This is a genomic window from Lampropedia cohaerens (assembly GCF_001005215.1).
GTDB lineage: Bacteria > Pseudomonadota > Gammaproteobacteria > Burkholderiales > Burkholderiaceae_C > Lampropedia > Lampropedia cohaerens.
In genome coordinates this window covers 148209-163135 of record NZ_LBNQ01000023.1, presented here as the reverse complement: position 1 = coordinate 163135, position 14927 = coordinate 148209, and the positions used below count along the sequence as shown (strand labels likewise).

The following is a 14927-nucleotide window of genomic DNA, read 5'->3' as shown; positions in this document are numbered from 1 at the left end:
CGCTGTCAGGCATCCAGTTGATTAGCAGCGGGGGCGAAAGCACTGGCCTTTGCGCCACCGCAACGCCGCACCAAGGCCTATATGCCATTCGTGCGCCAACAAAGAAAAAGCGGAGGCGATCCATCGCCGCTTGGTTGCGCCGAAATGGACCGTCTCCGCATGGAATAGGGCGCACATGAAGATGGTGGTGTTTCCTGCTTTTGGGGAAACCGCAAGTGCCCTGCCGGTATGGCGAGGCGCTCGGCATCATGGCATCGCAACTGGTTTGGGGTGCCATTCGGTTGCCATTTCCTGCTTGCGCTAGCGAATCAGGCCCGCACGCGGGTCTTGTCCGGGTCGTAATGCGCAAAACGCACCACTTGGCCCGGCTGGCGTTTCTGATGGCCATCCAGCGCGCCGATCTCGATGGCCGTGCCGATGGCTGCGACGCTGGGCTCCAGACGGGCCAGTGCAATGCTCCTTTGCAGAATGGGGGAGTAGCAGCCACTGGTCACCACCCCAACACGGGCGCGGCCAATGAAAACGCCTGCACCATGCTGGGCTACGTCATGGCCTTGCAATTCCAGACCTGCCAGCACATGCCTTGGATGGCCCTGCCGCGCCAGAATGGCTTCCCGGCCGACGAAGTCCACCTCCTTGCTCTTGATCGGCACGGTAAAGCCAATACCGGCCTCATAAGGGTCGGTACCATCGTCAAACTCATGCTGGGCGAACACCAGACCGGCCTCGATGCGCAGCATGTCCAGCGCGTGCATGCCCAGGGGTTGCAGGCCCAGTGGCTGGCCAGCTTCCCAGACAGCATCCCAGACCGTCAGTGCATCCTTGGGATGGCAAAAGATTTCGTAGCCCAGCTCGCCGGTGTAACCGGTGCGGGAAACCACCACCGGAGCGCCGGTAAATCCACCAATGCGCGCTAGCACGAAACGGAACCAGCCCAGTTGCGCGACCGGTGTGTGGGCCGGTGCCGTCCAGATGATGGATTGCAGCAGCTCCCGTGACTTGGGCCCCTGCACGGCGATGTTGTGCATTTGCGCCGTGGAGCTGCGAACAAAGGCACGGTAGCCTTTTTCACTGGCCTGCTGACGCAGCCATTGCCCGGTTGCATCTTCTCCACACACCAGCCGGAACGCATGTTCGCCCATGCGCAACACGGTGCCATCGTCCTGCACTCCGCCATGTGGAAAGCAGATGGCGGTGTAGACCACCTGGCCGATGGCAAGCTTGCGCATGTCGCGCGTCAGACACCATTGCAGCAGTGCTTCTGCATCAGGTCCGGTGATTTCGAACTTGCGCAGTGCCGACAAATCCATCACCGCCACGTTCTGACGGCAGGCCCAGTATTCGCCCAAAGTGCCGACCGTATCGAAGTGCTCGGGCAGCCAGAAGCCACGGTATTCCGTAAAAGAGCGCGTCAAGGCGCTGGTGCGCGGATGGAAGGCGCTCTCTTGAGTCAACTGCGGAATGGATTCTGGGCTCATACGAATGGCAAAGGCAGGCTTGAATGTTTCGGTAGCGGCATACACGCGCACCTGGATGTCGGTCGGTTCCCAGTTATTGGCGGGGTCGATGTCATCCGGGCAGGATGAGCTGACACAGACCAGATCGGTGAGCGCGCGCAGCAGCACATAGTCACCAGGGCGTGACCACGGCACTTCCGTGATCACGTTGTTGCTAGCATCCACGCAGGTGTTGAAAAAGAAGTTCAGCGCCTCCCAAGCCAGACGTGGCTTGACGCCATAGGGTTCGAGCGCGCGGTTGAAGTTGTCCGAGCAGTTGACATGCCCCGGATAGCCCAAGTCATCGTAGTAGCGGGCATTGCAGGCGGTGTTGAAGGCATCATGGCAGCCACAGGTATCTTGCACAACCTGTACCAGGGGTTCCATGTCGCGCGAAAAACCCTTGGAGGGCAAGCCCGGCGTCGGATAGGCCTGCCCCAGCATGGTGCGGGTGACCGTGGCATCAATGCCGGATTCACGCCCTTCCTTCAAAGCCGCCAGCGAGAACGCCTGAAAGTCAGAACACTGGCGCCCTTGAATGTCCAGCACCTGGATGTACTCACCCGCACGCACCACATAGGCACTGGCAGTGCCTGGTGGAATGTGGATGTCCTGCAGCGGCTTGGCCAATGGCGCCGGTGGTTTGCGCAGCATCACACCATCAACCGTCGGACGGACATAGCGGCGTAATTCAATGGCCGTGGTCGTCTCCTGGGTAGTCACATCCATGACCGGCCCTGGTACGGCAATCACGGCATAGCCGTCAATGGGGCTTTGGTAGCGCACCTGCGCGCCCGGCGCCCCTTGTGTATCAAATACTGGCAGCGCTTGCGCATTGGCTACGTCAATGCCGTTGGCTTGCAGCGCAGCACCGGCCCGCTGCAAGGCGTCGCTTTCTTCACGCAATTGCAGCAGTGTCTGCAAGCCACGTGCAGCCTCCGCATGCAATGGCGATGGGGCTTGCCCCTCAGAGGCAACCCACTCAGTACTGCGGCATCGGCCATCTTTGTCGAACAGCATCAGCTCGCAGGGCTGGCCACCTTCCGGATCAATGAGCTCCAGGCACTCGCCTGCGGCAATCTCCAGCAGACATACGCCTCTGCCAGGCACGAGATAGCGATCGACACCGGCTGGCCATGCCTGCAGCCCTGGTTCGCGCAATGCGCTGTGTTGCGGCGCGGCCAGCATTTCAGCTCCCTGCCATGCTGGCTTCGCGCACACCAGCCTTGGCAGACTCGCCAATGCCTTTTTCGTTGGCAGCATATTGCTCGGATTCGCTGGGCGCCGAATTGGCCAGATAGGCTTCCAGCGAATCGTCCAGCGCATCCTTCCAGGGCGTATGGTGCAGCGGTGACATCTTCCCGGTCATGACCGAACGGTATGCATGGTCACGGAACGTCATGATGCCTTCCTTCTTGTGCTTCTTCCATTCGAGGAAGATGTCGACCACACCGTCGATATCGAAGCTGGGGTAGTCTGTGTAGGTAATCAGGTCCTTCACGTATTCCCCTTGGAAGCGGATGCTGCTGGCATCGTCGGTGATGGCCTCTTCCAGCTCGCGCATGCGTTGGCTGTCGGCCTTCATCTCTGCCTTGCTTGGCAACTGGATGCGGCCCTGAATCACATCACGTACAAACCATGCCTGCGCATCGAACATGTTGAAGGTGAACCACTGGTCCTGCATGCCCAGATAGAACAGCTTGGTGTTTTCTTCCCACACCACGCCTTTGTACAAGCCCAGCGGCCAGAGGCGGTTGTTGGTTTTCAGGCGCAGATCATCGGGCATGAATGGCAGGTAATGGATATAACCAGTACACAGAATAATGGCATCGATTTCCTTGCTAGTGCCGTCGGCAAAATATGCGGTGTTTTCTTCCACGCGCATCAGAAGCGGCTTCTCCTCCCAGTTCTCTGGCCACTTGAAACCCATGGGCTTGCTGCGGTAGCTGGTAGTAATGCTCTTGGCACCATACTTCCAGCACTGCGAACCAATATCCTCTGCCGAATAGCTGCTACCTATCAGCAAGACGTTCTTGTTCTTGAATTCACGGGCATCACGAAAATCGTGCGCATGCAAGATTCGTCCATGGAAAGTTTCCATGCCTTCGAAACTGGGGACATTGGGTGTGGAGAAGTGGCCTGACGCCACGACCACATAGTCAAATGTCTCACTGTAGATGCGGTCATTTTCCAGATCATGGACAGTCACCGTGAATAACCGCGTCTGCGCGTCGAACCGCACATTGCGCACGGCAGTACTGAATCGCACCCATGGACGAACGTTGGCCTTTTCCACGCGGCCCTTCATGTAATCCCACAGCACGGCGCGGGGCGGATACGAACCGATTGGACGACCGAAATGTTCGTCAAAGGTGTAATCGGCAAATTCCAGCCCTTCCTTGGGACCATTGGTCCACAGGTAACGGTACATACTGCAATGCACAGGCTCGCCATGTTCGTCAAGGCCTGTGCGCCACGTGTAGTTCCACAGTCCGCCCCACTCGGAACATTTCTCGAAACAAACGACTTCTGGAATGGAGTTACCCTTGCTGGCGTCGGACTGGAATGCGCGCATTTGCGCCATACCGGACGGACCTGCGCCAATGATTGCGATACGGGTCATGTGGTGAATCCTTTCAACTTTCAAAATTGAGATGCAGCAGTGAACCAGCGCGAGCACTGATGAATTCAGTATCGAATCGCATGCGCCTGTCCTCAATTGCTCGGGAGGAATAAACCAAAAGGGGTATTCCCTCGTGGACCCGATGGCCAGCCCCTCCGACTGCGCGCATCCTGCATGCTGACCTGCCACAGCCTGGCAAAAAAGGCATGAAATTTGCTCCATATGCCCCGTCGGGATCACTACCAATGCACTTGTGCAACTTTCTCGAAGCCGCTGCACTTTTTCAGTGCAATGGCCTCGGACTAAGCCGCACGTGTGCAATGTCCAGCTTGGCGCAACCCAAGCTGTGGCAACGAAGAAGAGCAAAGCATGAAAGGTTGTGACCACACGAATTTAGTACCCGATGCAAGCACAGCAAATGGTTCTGCGACTGCTTGCGATCACGTAGGTTTCTTCAGCGATTCGCGCTACGAAGCGCTGTCGCACGAATTGCACGACTCGGTTGCGCAGCAGCTGGGCTTTGTTGCGCTTCAGGCACTGCAGGTGGAAAGGCTCTTGAACGACAAGCCTGACGCACAGGCAATGGTCAAGGAGATGCGCCTGGTACTGCGCCGAGTGCAAAAGCAGGTACGTGAGATGATTACCGGCGTGCGCACCACACTGCAGGACGTTTCGCTGCGAGAGTCACTGCTCAGGGCGGTGGAAGAATTCTCCAGCCGCACCAGCATGGTCTTCGAGCTGGATAATCGACTGCCCGACGGCATTTTTTCACCGGCCGTCAAGCTGCAGGTTCTGCAGATCGTGCGCGAATCGCTGGCCAATGCTGTGCGTCACTCGCAAGCCCGGCACGTGAGCATTCACCTTTGGCAGGATGAGGACAACGAGCGCGTTGAAGTCCTGATCAGCGACGACGGCGTGGGCCTGCGTCCCAAGCCAGGCACAACTGGCGGCCACTACGGCTTGCTCATCATGCAGGAGCGCGCGCAGTCCATCGGAGCGACTCTTTCGGTGCACAGTGCCCCAGTCGGGTGCGCCACTTCGTCATCGCGCAGCGGCAGTACCTCACCAGGCAGACCCGGAACACAGGTGCTGCTGCAGATTCCAATGGGGAAGCTCGCACCATGAGCAACCGCTCCTGCATCCTCCTGGTGGACGACCACCCGCTGATGCGACGCGGCATCGTAGAGCTTCTCGCAAGCACCGATGATTTCGAAGTCGTTGCCGAGGCATCCAGTGGCCGTGAAGCCATCAAAGTCGCATGCCAGCTACGGCCGGAAATGATTCTTCTCGACCAGCATATGCCTGGAGGCCTCTCCGGTCTGCAGGTGCTCGACGAGCTACGCCAGCTAGCGCTGCCGATTCAGGCCGTCATTCTCACTGCACAACTCAATCGCAATGAGTTTCTGTCTGCACTTCAGCTGGGTGTGGCCGGCTACATACTCAAGGATGCCGATCCGGAGATGCTGCTGGCGCATCTTCGACGCTGCCGCCATGGAGAGATCGCACTGAGCGAAGAAATGGTGGCGTTGCTGGCCCATCCGGATGAGTCGCAATCAGCCCCTTCCGCCGAACTGCTCTCCACCCTGACACCCCGCGAGGGCCAGACCTTGGCATTGATTGCCCAAGGTCTGAGCAACAAGGAAATTGCTCGCGAAATCGGCATCAGCGACAGCACGGTGAAGGTGTACGTCAAAAGCCTGCTGAGCAAGTTGAACATGCGCTCGCGACTGGAACTTGCGGTATGGGTCTATAAGAGCACCGGCATGAACCCGAAGGACTCCTGACATGATCAACAGAGTGACACCGTCCTGCGCCTCCGATGAAGCGGACATGACACGCGAGGCAATGCCAAGCCAACCACCTGCATGGCTTGCCAACCTGCCCATCCCCGCATTGCAGCTAGACCGTGCAGGCAAAATCCTGGCCGGCAATGCGGCGTGGCAGCACTGGATGGGAACCTTGCACGTTGGCAGTAACGTCTCCAGCCTACTGCATCCGGAAGACCGAGAGCGTTGGTTGAAGCGCTTTTCGACCTGTCTGCATGCACCATTGCCACCAGGGCATCCCGCAGGCATGGTCTTGCCCAATCAGGCGGATGAGGAGATGCGCCTGCTATTGCCGCAGCATGGTATCGCATGGTGTCAGATCTGCCTGCAGCAGAGCGCAGATACCGTCTGCATGATTGCCTACGACGTCACGCGCTACCACCGACGCGAAGCGCAGCTGCAGGCAAGCTCCCGCGGGCTGTCAAGTCTGCTCAACAGCATTCCAGCCATGTTCTACCGCGGCCGCAACGACCGGGAATGGAGCATGGAAATGGTTAGTGAAGGCTGCCGCCTGCTGACTGGCTATGCGCCCACTGATATAGAAGTGGGCGGGCGCCTGCATTTTTCGCAACTGATCCTGCCTGAATATGCCGACTACGTGTGGCATGGCGTGCAAGAAGCCCTGCTGCATCACCGCGCGTTCAGACTCTGGTATGCCATTACCTGCGCTGATGGCAGCGTCCGCAAGGTTCTGGAAATCGGACACGGCATTTATTCCCGTAGCAACGAAGTGCTGGGTGTAGAGGGCATGATCATCGAGCACCTAGATGCACCATCAACCCATCTGGATTGAAGACGAAACCGGCAAACCCGGCAGGCTCTCCTGCCAGCGCTTGCCGGTTATGCTGGTTCTCAAAGTCTGACTTGCGTAAAGTTGAATCGGGCCAGCTGCACCACGTCCATGCGGCCCTCAAAAGGTGGATCGGACATGGTGTCGGCATCACCAACTTCAGCAGCCAGGCATCGCATTCGGCCAGTTTGCCTTCGCGTTGTGCCTGCTGGCGCACGTCGTTTTTCGCATGTCCAAGTCCGATCAAGGCCAGCAGACTGCGCGGCATCATCTCGCCGACTTTGTCCAGTTCTACGCCAGAGTCAGCAGCTGCCGACCAGCCATGGAATTCCAGCGTTCGTTGGCAATGGACGGGCGCCGAGACATTTGCTCAATATCCTTGAGAAGGTGCTCGGCGGTTACGGCAACCAGCTTGCGGCTTGGTCGTGGCAATAACATGTAGCACCACACCATCACGATGGTTCCCAACGCCATGAACACCGAATCGACCATCACGGCACCGGCCGGGCGCGGCAGCTCCCCTGCCTGACTGGCCAGCATGAAGCACATATTGGCATCTAGCGCATACACGGCCGTGCGCCGGGTACCTTGGCCAGCGCCCCCACAATCATGAAAGGAGCAATGCCCAGCACCAACATCAACCAGCCAGATGTGTAGGGCTGTACACCGATGCGATAAAGCGCGCCCAGGATGACATCGGCGATGACGCCAATTGCCACTTTGGGTGTCAGTGCCTGCGGCAGTGGCATGGAGCCGATGACCAGCGCGAACACGGCCATCGAAAAGGCGGTCAACTCGGCAGAAAAACTCCCCGTCAGGATGATCGCCAGAGATCCTCCCAGACTGCTGATCAGCGCCATCATGGCTGCCATTACGCATCGCTGCGGGTTGGAGGGCGCCCGCAGGCGCCAGATCCCGGCATCTGCAGGCAGTGCCACGCCATCGTCGCGCCGCAACCATTGCAGGGCATCGCGCAGCATCTGCGCAGCTACCTGCATCCGGTTTGCGGGCCCCAAGCCGCCATCGGATGGCGGTACCAAGGGGCGTTGCGCGCTATGCGGCGTGTCGTTGTGCGTGATCTTCCAGGCCTCCGACGCCTCCAGAAGCGAAATGCCTGCGGCGATCACAGCGTCCGTCGCCGACATGCGCCGTTAGCCGGTGCGGAAACCCGCGGCGATCAGGCGTGCCCGCGCTTCCAGTTCACCGGTCTGGTGCATCAGGCGGCTGATTTGCGCGCCAGCCGCACCTTGCAAAATGGCTTGTGCTTCTGTTTCAACATCCTGCCCGAAGGCGCGCACTTCATCCTGGAAGCTCTGTTGCTGCGCCTTCGGGGTGAACAGGCCTACGATGATGGCAACGCAAACCCCACCAATCAACGTACAGGCCAGCCGATCCACTGCCAGTGCCATTCCCAGTTGCGGCTCCATCATCGCGGGAATGACCACCACGGCTACGGCAATGCCGCTCATCAGCGGGATGTAGCTCTTCACGCTTTGCCAGTAATGCGTCAAAAAAAGCGGCCAATGCCATCAGGGCCGCCATCGACAACGCAGAGCACCACACGGAAGGAGACAGCTGCAGCAACCCCAACCCGAGCACGTCCCCCACGACGGTGCCAAGCAGGCGCCACAGTGCGCGCTCAAACACTACTCCGCGCCACGGCTGCGCCACAACCCAGACTGGCATGGAGGCCCAGAAGGCGTGTTGAATGCTCAAGGCAGAGGCCAGGGCGAACGCAGCCCGTGCGGCCAGCGCAAGCCGCGCCGCTTGCGCTAAGGATTTCTTGTCGATCTGAATCATGACTGAAGTAGGACAAACAAAACGACCACTCAGCAGTTGTGCCGAAGTGGTCGCCAGATCGGATAGGGTTAGTTAGCAGGGCACAGCTCTGTCACATGGGCCGTGTCCGGTACATCAATTGAACCGCCGCGGGAATCATGGAGGCCGGTTGGTTTAAGTCAGGCCGGTGCTGTGACCTGATTGGCGAGTTGCCGTTAGTAGTTTGCCTCAGCCTCGGCGGGCGAGATGTAGCCGATGGGTTCGAGCAGCCGATGGTGGTTGAACCATGACACCCATTCGAGAGTAGCCAGTTTCACTGATTCCTTGGTGTTCCAGGGCGCTCATCGGAGGATCAATTCGGCCTGATACAACCCGTTGATCGCTCGGTCAAGGCGTTGTCGTAGCTGTCGCCCTTGCTGCCCACCCATAGCTCGATACCAGCCTAGGCCAGTCGCTCGGTGTAGCGGATGCTGACGTACTGAGACCCCCTGTCGGAGTGACGGACCAAGCTGCCGTCGCGCTCGGGTTGGCGCGTACAGCGCCTGCTCCAGGGCATAAAGCACAAAGTCCGTGCGCATCGAACTGCTCACCCTCCAGCCCACGATGCGGCGTGCGTACACGTCGATCACAAAGGCCACGTACAGCCAGCCTTGCCGGGTGGAGACGTGGGTGAAGTCCGAGACCCACAGTTGGTTGGGTCGGTATGCTCTGAACACTCGGTTGAATCGGTCCAGGGGGCACGGCGCCCGGCCATCGCTGATGGTAGTACGCACCACCTTGTCACTGCACACGCCCTACAAGCCCAGGCGCCGCATCAGCCGCTCGACCGTGCAGCGCGCAATGGCAATGCCTTCGCGGTTGAGCTGCTTCCAGACCTTGTCGGCGCCGTAGACCTGCATGTTGGCGTGCCACACGCGCTGGATGTGCGGCATCAGGAAATCGTCACGTTGAGCTCTGGATCAGCGTCGCTCGGGGTTGCGCTGTTCGCAGGCGTGGCGCCAATAGCCTGGCGGGGCGATCTGCAGCACCTTGCAGATCGACTCGACCCCGTAGGCCTGTCGATGCTGATCGATGAAGCCCTTCAGGACTTCAGACGGCGGTCGAGCTCCGCCTGGGCGAAAAACGCACTGGCCAGCTTGAGGATCTCGTTGGCCTTGCGCAGTTCTTTGTTCTCTCGTTCGAGTTCCTTCAGACGCTGCAGCTCGGAAGTGGTGACGCCCTTGCGCACGCCACCGTCGATCTCCTGGCGCTTGACCCAGGTGTGCAGGGTCTTCGGCACACAGCCGACCTTGGGCGCGATCGAATCAATGGCGGCCCACAACGATGGGGACTCGCCACGGTGCTCCAGCACCATGCGAACAGCTCGTTCGCGCACTTCGGGTGAAAACTGGTTCGACTTCTTGCTCATGGCTCTATCCTCTCTGGGAAAAGAGCTTCCTCAAAACCCAGGGCGGCTCACTGCACGTTTACCCGGCCACATGAAGAAAAAAATAAGTTTTGAACAGAGTAGGAAACGTTGCACCAAGCCTTTTCAACCCTCGAAATCAAAATCTTCTTTGTAATCGTCGGGGTTGATACCCTCGGCCTTGAGCGGGGCAATCAGGCGAAAGCGCGTGGCCTTGGCAGACGATGTGATGTAGCCGCGGATCACCAGCTCACGTGTGACCGGGCTTTTTGCTTCGGCAGCCATCATCTCAATCACGCGCGTGGTCTTGCGCCGCACCAGCATGCGAAACAGTGCGGGCACATGGGCGAGCAGGCGCTTGAGCAGCTCCTCGGCATCTGGCTGCCATTCGCCCTGTTTGGGCAGTTCAGGCACGAAGCCCCATTCATCTTCACTCAAGGCCCGCCAGAGCACGATGGCATGGCCGTTGGCATCGCTGACGCAGGCCATTTCCTCCAGTTCAGGCGTGCGCATGGGCGCGTACCGCGCAGCCGCACCGGCAGCCAGCAGCGCCTCGTAAGCCTTGCCGACATCCTGCACCGACAAGCGCAGCGACACAGCCGATTCGATTGTCGGAACCTGCATCAAGCGCAGCAGCACGTTGCCCGAATCCAGATCCACATAACCTTCGCCGCGGCGCGCCTCGATCAGGCCGATGGCATCGCGCCACAGGGCCACGCTGCGCTCCAGATCGGTGGTGGGCCACTGCAGGTGACTGATTCCATAAAACATCGCGCTGGTCGAGGAAAGTTGCATGCGCTGCATCATAGCGGCGCGTTACCTGCGGCTGCCAGATTCACTGCGAAAAAAGCCCCGTCAGCGTCCCAGCAGGCGACCGAGCAGGCTCAGCCCTGCGGACCAGAGTTCGTCGGCAAAACCGCTGATCTCCAACGCCTCGCTGCGCCGCTCGCGCTCACGCCGGGCATTGTCCTGACGCATGCGCTCCTGTGCAATCAGCACCTGTGCGGCGGCCTCGGGGAAATCTGCCTGCGCAGCCGTTGCCGGCGTGCGTTGCTGCAGCCGCGCGAGGGCCCGCTCAACGGCATGGGGATCAAGCAGCGAGAAGGCCGAGCGGCAGTAGGGACACGCGTGGTCGCGGCGCAGGTCAACCGCTGCGCCACAGCTGCTGCAGTGGATGATGCGCACCTTCTCGGCCAATGCGCGCACTTCAGCAGGCCCGAGATGGCGCACGAACCCCTTCTCCACCATGAACGATGCAAAGGTGCTGAACCGCCCATGCGTTGCACAGCGGTAGACGGTGTAGGCACCGCTGATGGTGCGATCATTGCCTTTTTGCAGTGCCTGGCGGCAACGCGGACAGCGCAGCTGCTGCTTGAGCGGCAGATGGGGATCGTCGCGGTGCGCGTGCAGCTTGCGAAACAGCGCCAGCGTGCCATGCGTGGACAACTGCAGGCTTTCACGGTGGTCGAACCAGATGCCCTGGCAGGCAAAGCACAGATCAAGCTCGACAGGCTTGCCCTGATGGGATTCAATACGCAGCGCCTCCATCGCGCTGGTGCAGGACGGACAGGGCAATGGCGCTGGCCACAAGGCAGCATGATCGGGCGCCGCGGTGGCTACCATGCACCCGCGCCTCAGACGCTCCAGCGGCGCGCCAGCTCGGCGGGACGCATGCTGTCGTAGTTCTCGAAAGGCTGATGGATCCAGGGATTGGTGGGCAGTTGCTCGACCGAATAGTCGGCCTGGAACACCGAATGCCCCTTGGTCCACAGCACCGCCGAGCGCAGCTCGGTGATGGGCGGATAGTTCTCGCGCAGTGTCTTGACGACCGCCGCCAGTGTCTTGCCGGTGTCGGCCAGGTCATCGACCAGCAGCACGCGCCCGGACAGCTCGCCCTTGGGCGTGGTGATGTACTTGGCCAGATCCAGATGCCCCTGCACCGTGCCATCACCGGCGCGATAGGAGCTGGTGGACATGATGGCCAAAGGCTTCTCGAAGATGCGACTGAGGATGTCGCCCGGGCGCATGCCGCCACGGGCCAGGCAGAGAATGGTGTCGAACTCCCAGCCGGAGCGATAGACCAGCAGGGCCAGCTTTTCGATCAGGCTGTTGTACTCGTGATAGCTGACGTAGAGGTGTTGGCCGTCTTCGGTAAGCATGGGTTCTCGTGTCGGGTTGGGCGGTGGATCGAAAAGGCTGCCGGCGCGCATCAGGCGCAGGTCGTCGGATACTCGAACGGCTTGTGGCGCAAGATGGTGTGGTCGCGGTCCGGGCTGGTCGAGATGATGGCGATCGGCACGCCGCAGACCTGCTCGATGCGTTCGAGGTATCTGCGCGCATTGACCGGCAGCTGGTCATACTCGGTCACGCCCACGGTGGATTCGCTCCAGCCGTCAACGGTCTCGTAAATCGGCTTGCAGGCGGCGATGTCTTCGGCGCCCAGTGGCAGCAGGTCGATGCGGCGGCCTTCCAGCTCGTAGCCCACGCAGATCTGCAGCTTTTCCAGCCCGTCGAGCACGTCCAGCTTGGTGATGCACAGGCCGGTCAGGCCATTGACCTGCGCACTGCGCTTGAGCAGCGCGGCATCGAACCAGCCGCAGCGGCGCGAACGCCCGGTCGTTACGCCCTTTTCGGCACCGACCGTGCTCATGTGGTAGCCCGGCGTGCCGGGCGTGGCCCAGTCCAGTTCGGTCGGGAACGGCCCACTGCCCACGCGCGTGCAGTAGGCCTTGGTAATGCCCAGCACGTAGTGCAGCAACGACGGCCCCACGCCGGCACCAGCGGCGGCATTGCCAGCCACGCAGTTGCTGGAGGTCACGAACGGATAGGTGCCATGGTCGATGTCCAGCAGCGTGCCCTGCGCGCCCTCGAACAGCAGGTTATCGCCCCGGCGATGCGCGGCGTTGAGCTCGGCGGAGACGTCGGCGATCATCGGCTTGAGCCACTCGGCCTGCTGGCGTGCGGCCTCCAGGATGGGCTCGGCCGCCAGCTTGCCGCCCTGCACGAAGGGCTTGAGATCCTCGGGCACCGGCACCTCATCGGCATGCAGAAAGCCCACCAGCACGTGGTTGTACAGATCGAGCTGGTCACGCAGCTTGGCCTCGAAGCGGTCCAGATGCAGCAGATCCTGCACACGCAGCGCGCGGCGTGCGACCTTGTCCTCATAGGCGGGGCCGATGCCACGCCCGGTCGTGCCGATCTTCTCGCTGCCGCCGCGCTCGCGGAAGGCTTCGCGGACGATGTCCAGCCAGGCGTGCTGAGGCAGTATCAGCGGGCTGGCCTCGCTCACGCGCAGGCGCTCGCGCACCTTCACGCCAGCGGCCTCCAGCCCGGCGACCTCCTCCATCAGCTTGGTCACCGACACCACCACCCCGTTGCCGATGTAGCAGGTCACGCCCTCGCGCAGGATGCCGCTTGGCACCAGGTGCAGCGCCGTGCGCACGCCATTGACGACCAGCGTATGGCCGGCGTTGTGCCCACCGTGGTAGCGCACCACGCCCTGGGCGCTCTCGGTCAACCAGTCGACGAGCTTGCCTTTGCCCTCGTCGCCCCATTGCGTACCGACCACCACCACGTTGCGGCCATGGCGCTGGCCCTGATTGCGTGCAGTGTTTGTCGAAGTGTTCATTGCCGACTTCCTGTTGCGATGACTAAATGAAAAAAATCCGTGCTCCGGCCGCGGCGCGCGCAATCTGGCGGCAACACGCCGCGCATCAGATGCAGCAGCTCATGCGGTGACGCGCACCCCGGCAGGCTGCGCGTGACCGGGGCTGTCAGGCTGTAAGGGCACGATCTGCCACTGGCCGTCCTGCAGCACCAGCGCCCGGTCACAGGCGAACTCGTCGACTTCCGAGGGCATGCCCGGCAAGTCCTGGATGACGACTTCTCCAGCCGCGCGCAGCTGGCGGATCCTTGTGCGCAAGGCCGCATCATCCGCCCAGGGCGCACGGATAGCGCTCTGCAGCGGGCGCTGCGCCGCGACGCTTACCAATTGCTTGATGTCGAGGCTAAAGCCCGCCGCCGGTCGATTGCGGCCAAATGCAGCGCCAACTTCGTCATAGCGCCCACCGCGCACCAGCGCATCGTTGCAGCGCTCGGCATAGATGGAAAATCGCATGCCGCTGTAGTAGGCATAGCCACGCAGGTCGGCCAGATCATAGGCAAGCTCGACATCGGCGCCGAACTGCACCTGCAGTTGCGCCCCCAGCCATTGCAGCGCGCCGATGGCCTTGAGCGCAGCAGGAAACGCCGCCAGCTGCGCGCGTGCCTGCTCCAGCACCTGGGCATCGCCGTAGAGCTGCAAGAGTGCCGCCAGTGCCTTGCGCGTAGCCGGCGGGAAGGCCGCACTGACCTGCGCCAGCGCACTGGCATCCTTGGCCGCCAGTGCCACGTGCACGGCGCGCAGCGTCTCCATGCTGGCCAGTACCCCGCCGAGCAGGGAACGTGCGATGCGCACATCCCCCATCACCACCACGGGCCGCACCACGCCAGCCTCACGCACGCAGGCAAGCGCCAGCTCAATGGCTTCGAGATCAGCCTGCTGGCCGGCATAGCCATAGATTTCCGCGCCGAACTGCAGCGGCTCGCGCGAGGCGTAGGGCCGCTCGGGGCGCGTGTGCAGGGTAGGACCGCAATAGCACAGGCGGGTGACGCCCTCGCGGTTAAGCAGATGGGCATCGATGCGCGCCACCTGCTGGGTGCTGTCGGCGCGGATGCCGACCGTGCGGCCCGAGAGCTGATCAACCGTCTTGAAGGTCTGCAAATCCAGCGCCTCGCCGGTACCGGTCAGCAGGGACTCGACGTGTTCGAGCAACGGTGGGATGACCAACTCGTAGCCATGCGCGGTGGCGGTATCGAGCAGCCTGCGCCGCAGCTCCTCCATATGGCGCGCCTCAGACGGCAAGACATCGGCGATGTGGTCGGGCAGCACCCAGGCAGACATGGCAAAGGAAGGCGAGGCTGTTAAAAAACGTATTGTACCGGCGTTGCACAACATGGCCCTGACGCG

At 61.2% G+C, this 14927-nt stretch carries 14 protein-coding genes, 2 pseudogenes and 1 other annotated feature; of the genes and pseudogenes, 3 read left to right on the top strand and 13 right to left on the bottom strand.

Features of this window, described 5'->3' with window-relative positions; all coding sequences use genetic code 11:
• Positions 1 to 308: 308 nt before the first annotated feature.
• The gene (locus tag AAV94_RS07770) at positions 309 to 2684 is read right to left on the bottom strand and encodes a DUF1989 domain-containing protein (protein ID WP_046741740.1); all 2376 of its coding nucleotides are present in this window, start codon (positions 2682 to 2684) and stop codon (positions 309 to 311) included.
• Between the two features lies 1 nt (position 2685).
• Positions 2686 to 4341, bottom strand: coding sequence for an NAD(P)/FAD-dependent oxidoreductase (locus tag AAV94_RS07765; RefSeq protein WP_331396810.1), 1656 nt, complete (start codon positions 4339 to 4341; stop codon positions 2686 to 2688).
• Between the two features lie 147 nt (positions 4342 to 4488).
• On the opposite strand from AAV94_RS07765, the gene AAV94_RS07760 reads away from it, so the two are divergent.
• The 3 genes from AAV94_RS07760 to AAV94_RS14380 are packed head-to-tail and all read left to right on the top strand — an operon-like array spanning position 4489 to position 6738.
• Positions 4489 to 5244, top strand: a complete 756-nt coding sequence (locus AAV94_RS07760; RefSeq protein WP_084824813.1) for a sensor histidine kinase — start codon at positions 4489 to 4491, stop codon at positions 5242 to 5244.
• The gene (locus AAV94_RS07755) at positions 5241 to 5903 is read left to right on the top strand and encodes a response regulator (RefSeq protein ID WP_046741739.1); all 663 of its coding nucleotides are present in this window, start codon (positions 5241 to 5243) and stop codon (positions 5901 to 5903) included. Before AAV94_RS07760 ends, AAV94_RS07755 begins: the two co-directional genes overlap by 4 nt.
• Before the next feature lies 1 nt (position 5904).
• A complete protein-coding gene (locus tag AAV94_RS14380) occupies positions 5905 to 6738 on the top strand; it encodes a PAS domain-containing protein (RefSeq protein WP_052754963.1) in 834 nt (277 codons plus the stop codon).
• Here AAV94_RS14380 and AAV94_RS14860 read toward each other — a convergent pair.
• The 11 genes and pseudogenes from AAV94_RS14860 to AAV94_RS07700 form a co-directional block, all read right to left on the bottom strand.
• On the bottom strand, positions 6698 to 7006 hold the full coding sequence (locus AAV94_RS14860) for a hypothetical protein (RefSeq protein ID WP_156454374.1): 309 nt from the start codon (positions 7004 to 7006) through the stop codon (positions 6698 to 6700). The two genes, AAV94_RS14380 and AAV94_RS14860, sit on opposite strands and share 41 nt — an antisense overlap.
• A gap of 20 nt (positions 7007 to 7026) precedes the next feature.
• A complete protein-coding gene (locus AAV94_RS07745; RefSeq protein ID WP_156454373.1) occupies positions 7027 to 7275 on the bottom strand; it encodes a hypothetical protein in 249 nt (82 codons plus the stop codon).
• Positions 7276 to 7292: 17 nt separating this feature from the next.
• The gene (locus AAV94_RS07740; protein ID WP_046741737.1) at positions 7293 to 7880 is read right to left on the bottom strand and encodes an FUSC family protein; all 588 of its coding nucleotides are present in this window, start codon (positions 7878 to 7880) and stop codon (positions 7293 to 7295) included.
• Between the two features lie 6 nt (positions 7881 to 7886).
• The gene (locus tag AAV94_RS15300; protein ID WP_269430769.1) at positions 7887 to 8225 is read right to left on the bottom strand and encodes an FUSC family protein; all 339 of its coding nucleotides are present in this window, start codon (positions 8223 to 8225) and stop codon (positions 7887 to 7889) included.
• Between the two features lie 28 nt (positions 8226 to 8253).
• Positions 8254 to 8535: pseudogene (locus tag AAV94_RS15350) on the bottom strand (FUSC family protein); the annotation flags it as partial.
• A gap of 194 nt (positions 8536 to 8729) precedes the next feature.
• Positions 8730 to 9922: pseudogene (locus AAV94_RS14625) on the bottom strand (IS3 family transposase).
• Positions 9525 to 9641: a sequence feature (AL1L pseudoknot), on the bottom strand. (Overlaps the previous pseudogene by 117 nt.)
• A 123-nt stretch (positions 9923 to 10045) precedes the next feature.
• Positions 10046 to 10714: a DUF2621 family protein gene (locus tag AAV94_RS07720; RefSeq protein ID WP_197408035.1), complete on the bottom strand. Its 669-nt coding sequence runs from the start codon at positions 10712 to 10714 to the stop codon at positions 10046 to 10048.
• A gap of 60 nt (positions 10715 to 10774) precedes the next feature.
• A complete protein-coding gene (locus AAV94_RS07715; protein WP_046741733.1) occupies positions 10775 to 11542 on the bottom strand; it encodes a zf-TFIIB domain-containing protein in 768 nt (255 codons plus the stop codon).
• A gap of 11 nt (positions 11543 to 11553) precedes the next feature.
• Positions 11554 to 12078, bottom strand: coding sequence for a phosphoribosyltransferase (locus AAV94_RS07710; protein WP_046741732.1), 525 nt, complete (start codon positions 12076 to 12078; stop codon positions 11554 to 11556).
• 50 nt (positions 12079 to 12128) lie between these two features.
• Positions 12129 to 13547: an adenylosuccinate synthase gene (locus AAV94_RS07705; protein WP_046741731.1), complete on the bottom strand. Its 1419-nt coding sequence runs from the start codon at positions 13545 to 13547 to the stop codon at positions 12129 to 12131.
• 99 nt (positions 13548 to 13646) lie between these two features.
• The gene (locus AAV94_RS07700; RefSeq protein ID WP_046741730.1) at positions 13647 to 14861 is read right to left on the bottom strand and encodes an ATP phosphoribosyltransferase regulatory subunit; all 1215 of its coding nucleotides are present in this window, start codon (positions 14859 to 14861) and stop codon (positions 13647 to 13649) included.
• Positions 14862 to 14927 lie beyond the last annotated feature (66 nt).

Excerpts from the sequence above, each read along its gene's own strand:
- AAV94_RS07770 (WP_046741740.1), bottom strand. The coding sequence starts at position 2,684 with ATGCTGGCCGCGCCGCAACACAGCGCATTGCGCGAACCAGGGCTGCAG.
- AAV94_RS07765 (WP_331396810.1), bottom strand. The coding sequence starts at position 4,341 with ATGGAGCAAATTTCATGCCTTTTTTGCCAGGCTGTGGCAGGTCAGCAT.
- AAV94_RS07760 (WP_084824813.1), top strand. The coding sequence starts at position 4,489 with ATGAAAGGTTGTGACCACACGAATTTAGTACCCGATGCAAGCACAGCA.
- AAV94_RS07755 (WP_046741739.1), top strand. The coding sequence starts at position 5,241 with ATGAGCAACCGCTCCTGCATCCTCCTGGTGGACGACCACCCGCTGATG.
- AAV94_RS14380 (WP_052754963.1), top strand. The coding sequence starts at position 5,905 with ATGATCAACAGAGTGACACCGTCCTGCGCCTCCGATGAAGCGGACATG.
- AAV94_RS14860 (WP_156454374.1), bottom strand. The coding sequence starts at position 7,006 with ATGATGCCGCGCAGTCTGCTGGCCTTGATCGGACTTGGACATGCGAAA.
- AAV94_RS07745 (WP_156454373.1), bottom strand. The coding sequence starts at position 7,275 with ATGCTGGCCAGTCAGGCAGGGGAGCTGCCGCGCCCGGCCGGTGCCGTG.
- AAV94_RS07740 (WP_046741737.1), bottom strand. The coding sequence starts at position 7,880 with ATGTCGGCGACGGACGCTGTGATCGCCGCAGGCATTTCGCTTCTGGAG.
- AAV94_RS07720 (WP_197408035.1), bottom strand. The coding sequence starts at position 10,714 with ATGCAACTTTCCTCGACCAGCGCGATGTTTTATGGAATCAGTCACCTG.
- AAV94_RS07715 (WP_046741733.1), bottom strand. The coding sequence starts at position 11,542 with ATGGTAGCCACCGCGGCGCCCGATCATGCTGCCTTGTGGCCAGCGCCA.
- AAV94_RS07710 (WP_046741732.1), bottom strand. The coding sequence starts at position 12,078 with ATGCTTACCGAAGACGGCCAACACCTCTACGTCAGCTATCACGAGTAC.
- AAV94_RS07705 (WP_046741731.1), bottom strand. The coding sequence starts at position 13,547 with ATGAACACTTCGACAAACACTGCACGCAATCAGGGCCAGCGCCATGGC.
- AAV94_RS07700 (WP_046741730.1), bottom strand. The coding sequence starts at position 14,861 with ATGTCTGCCTGGGTGCTGCCCGACCACATCGCCGATGTCTTGCCGTCT.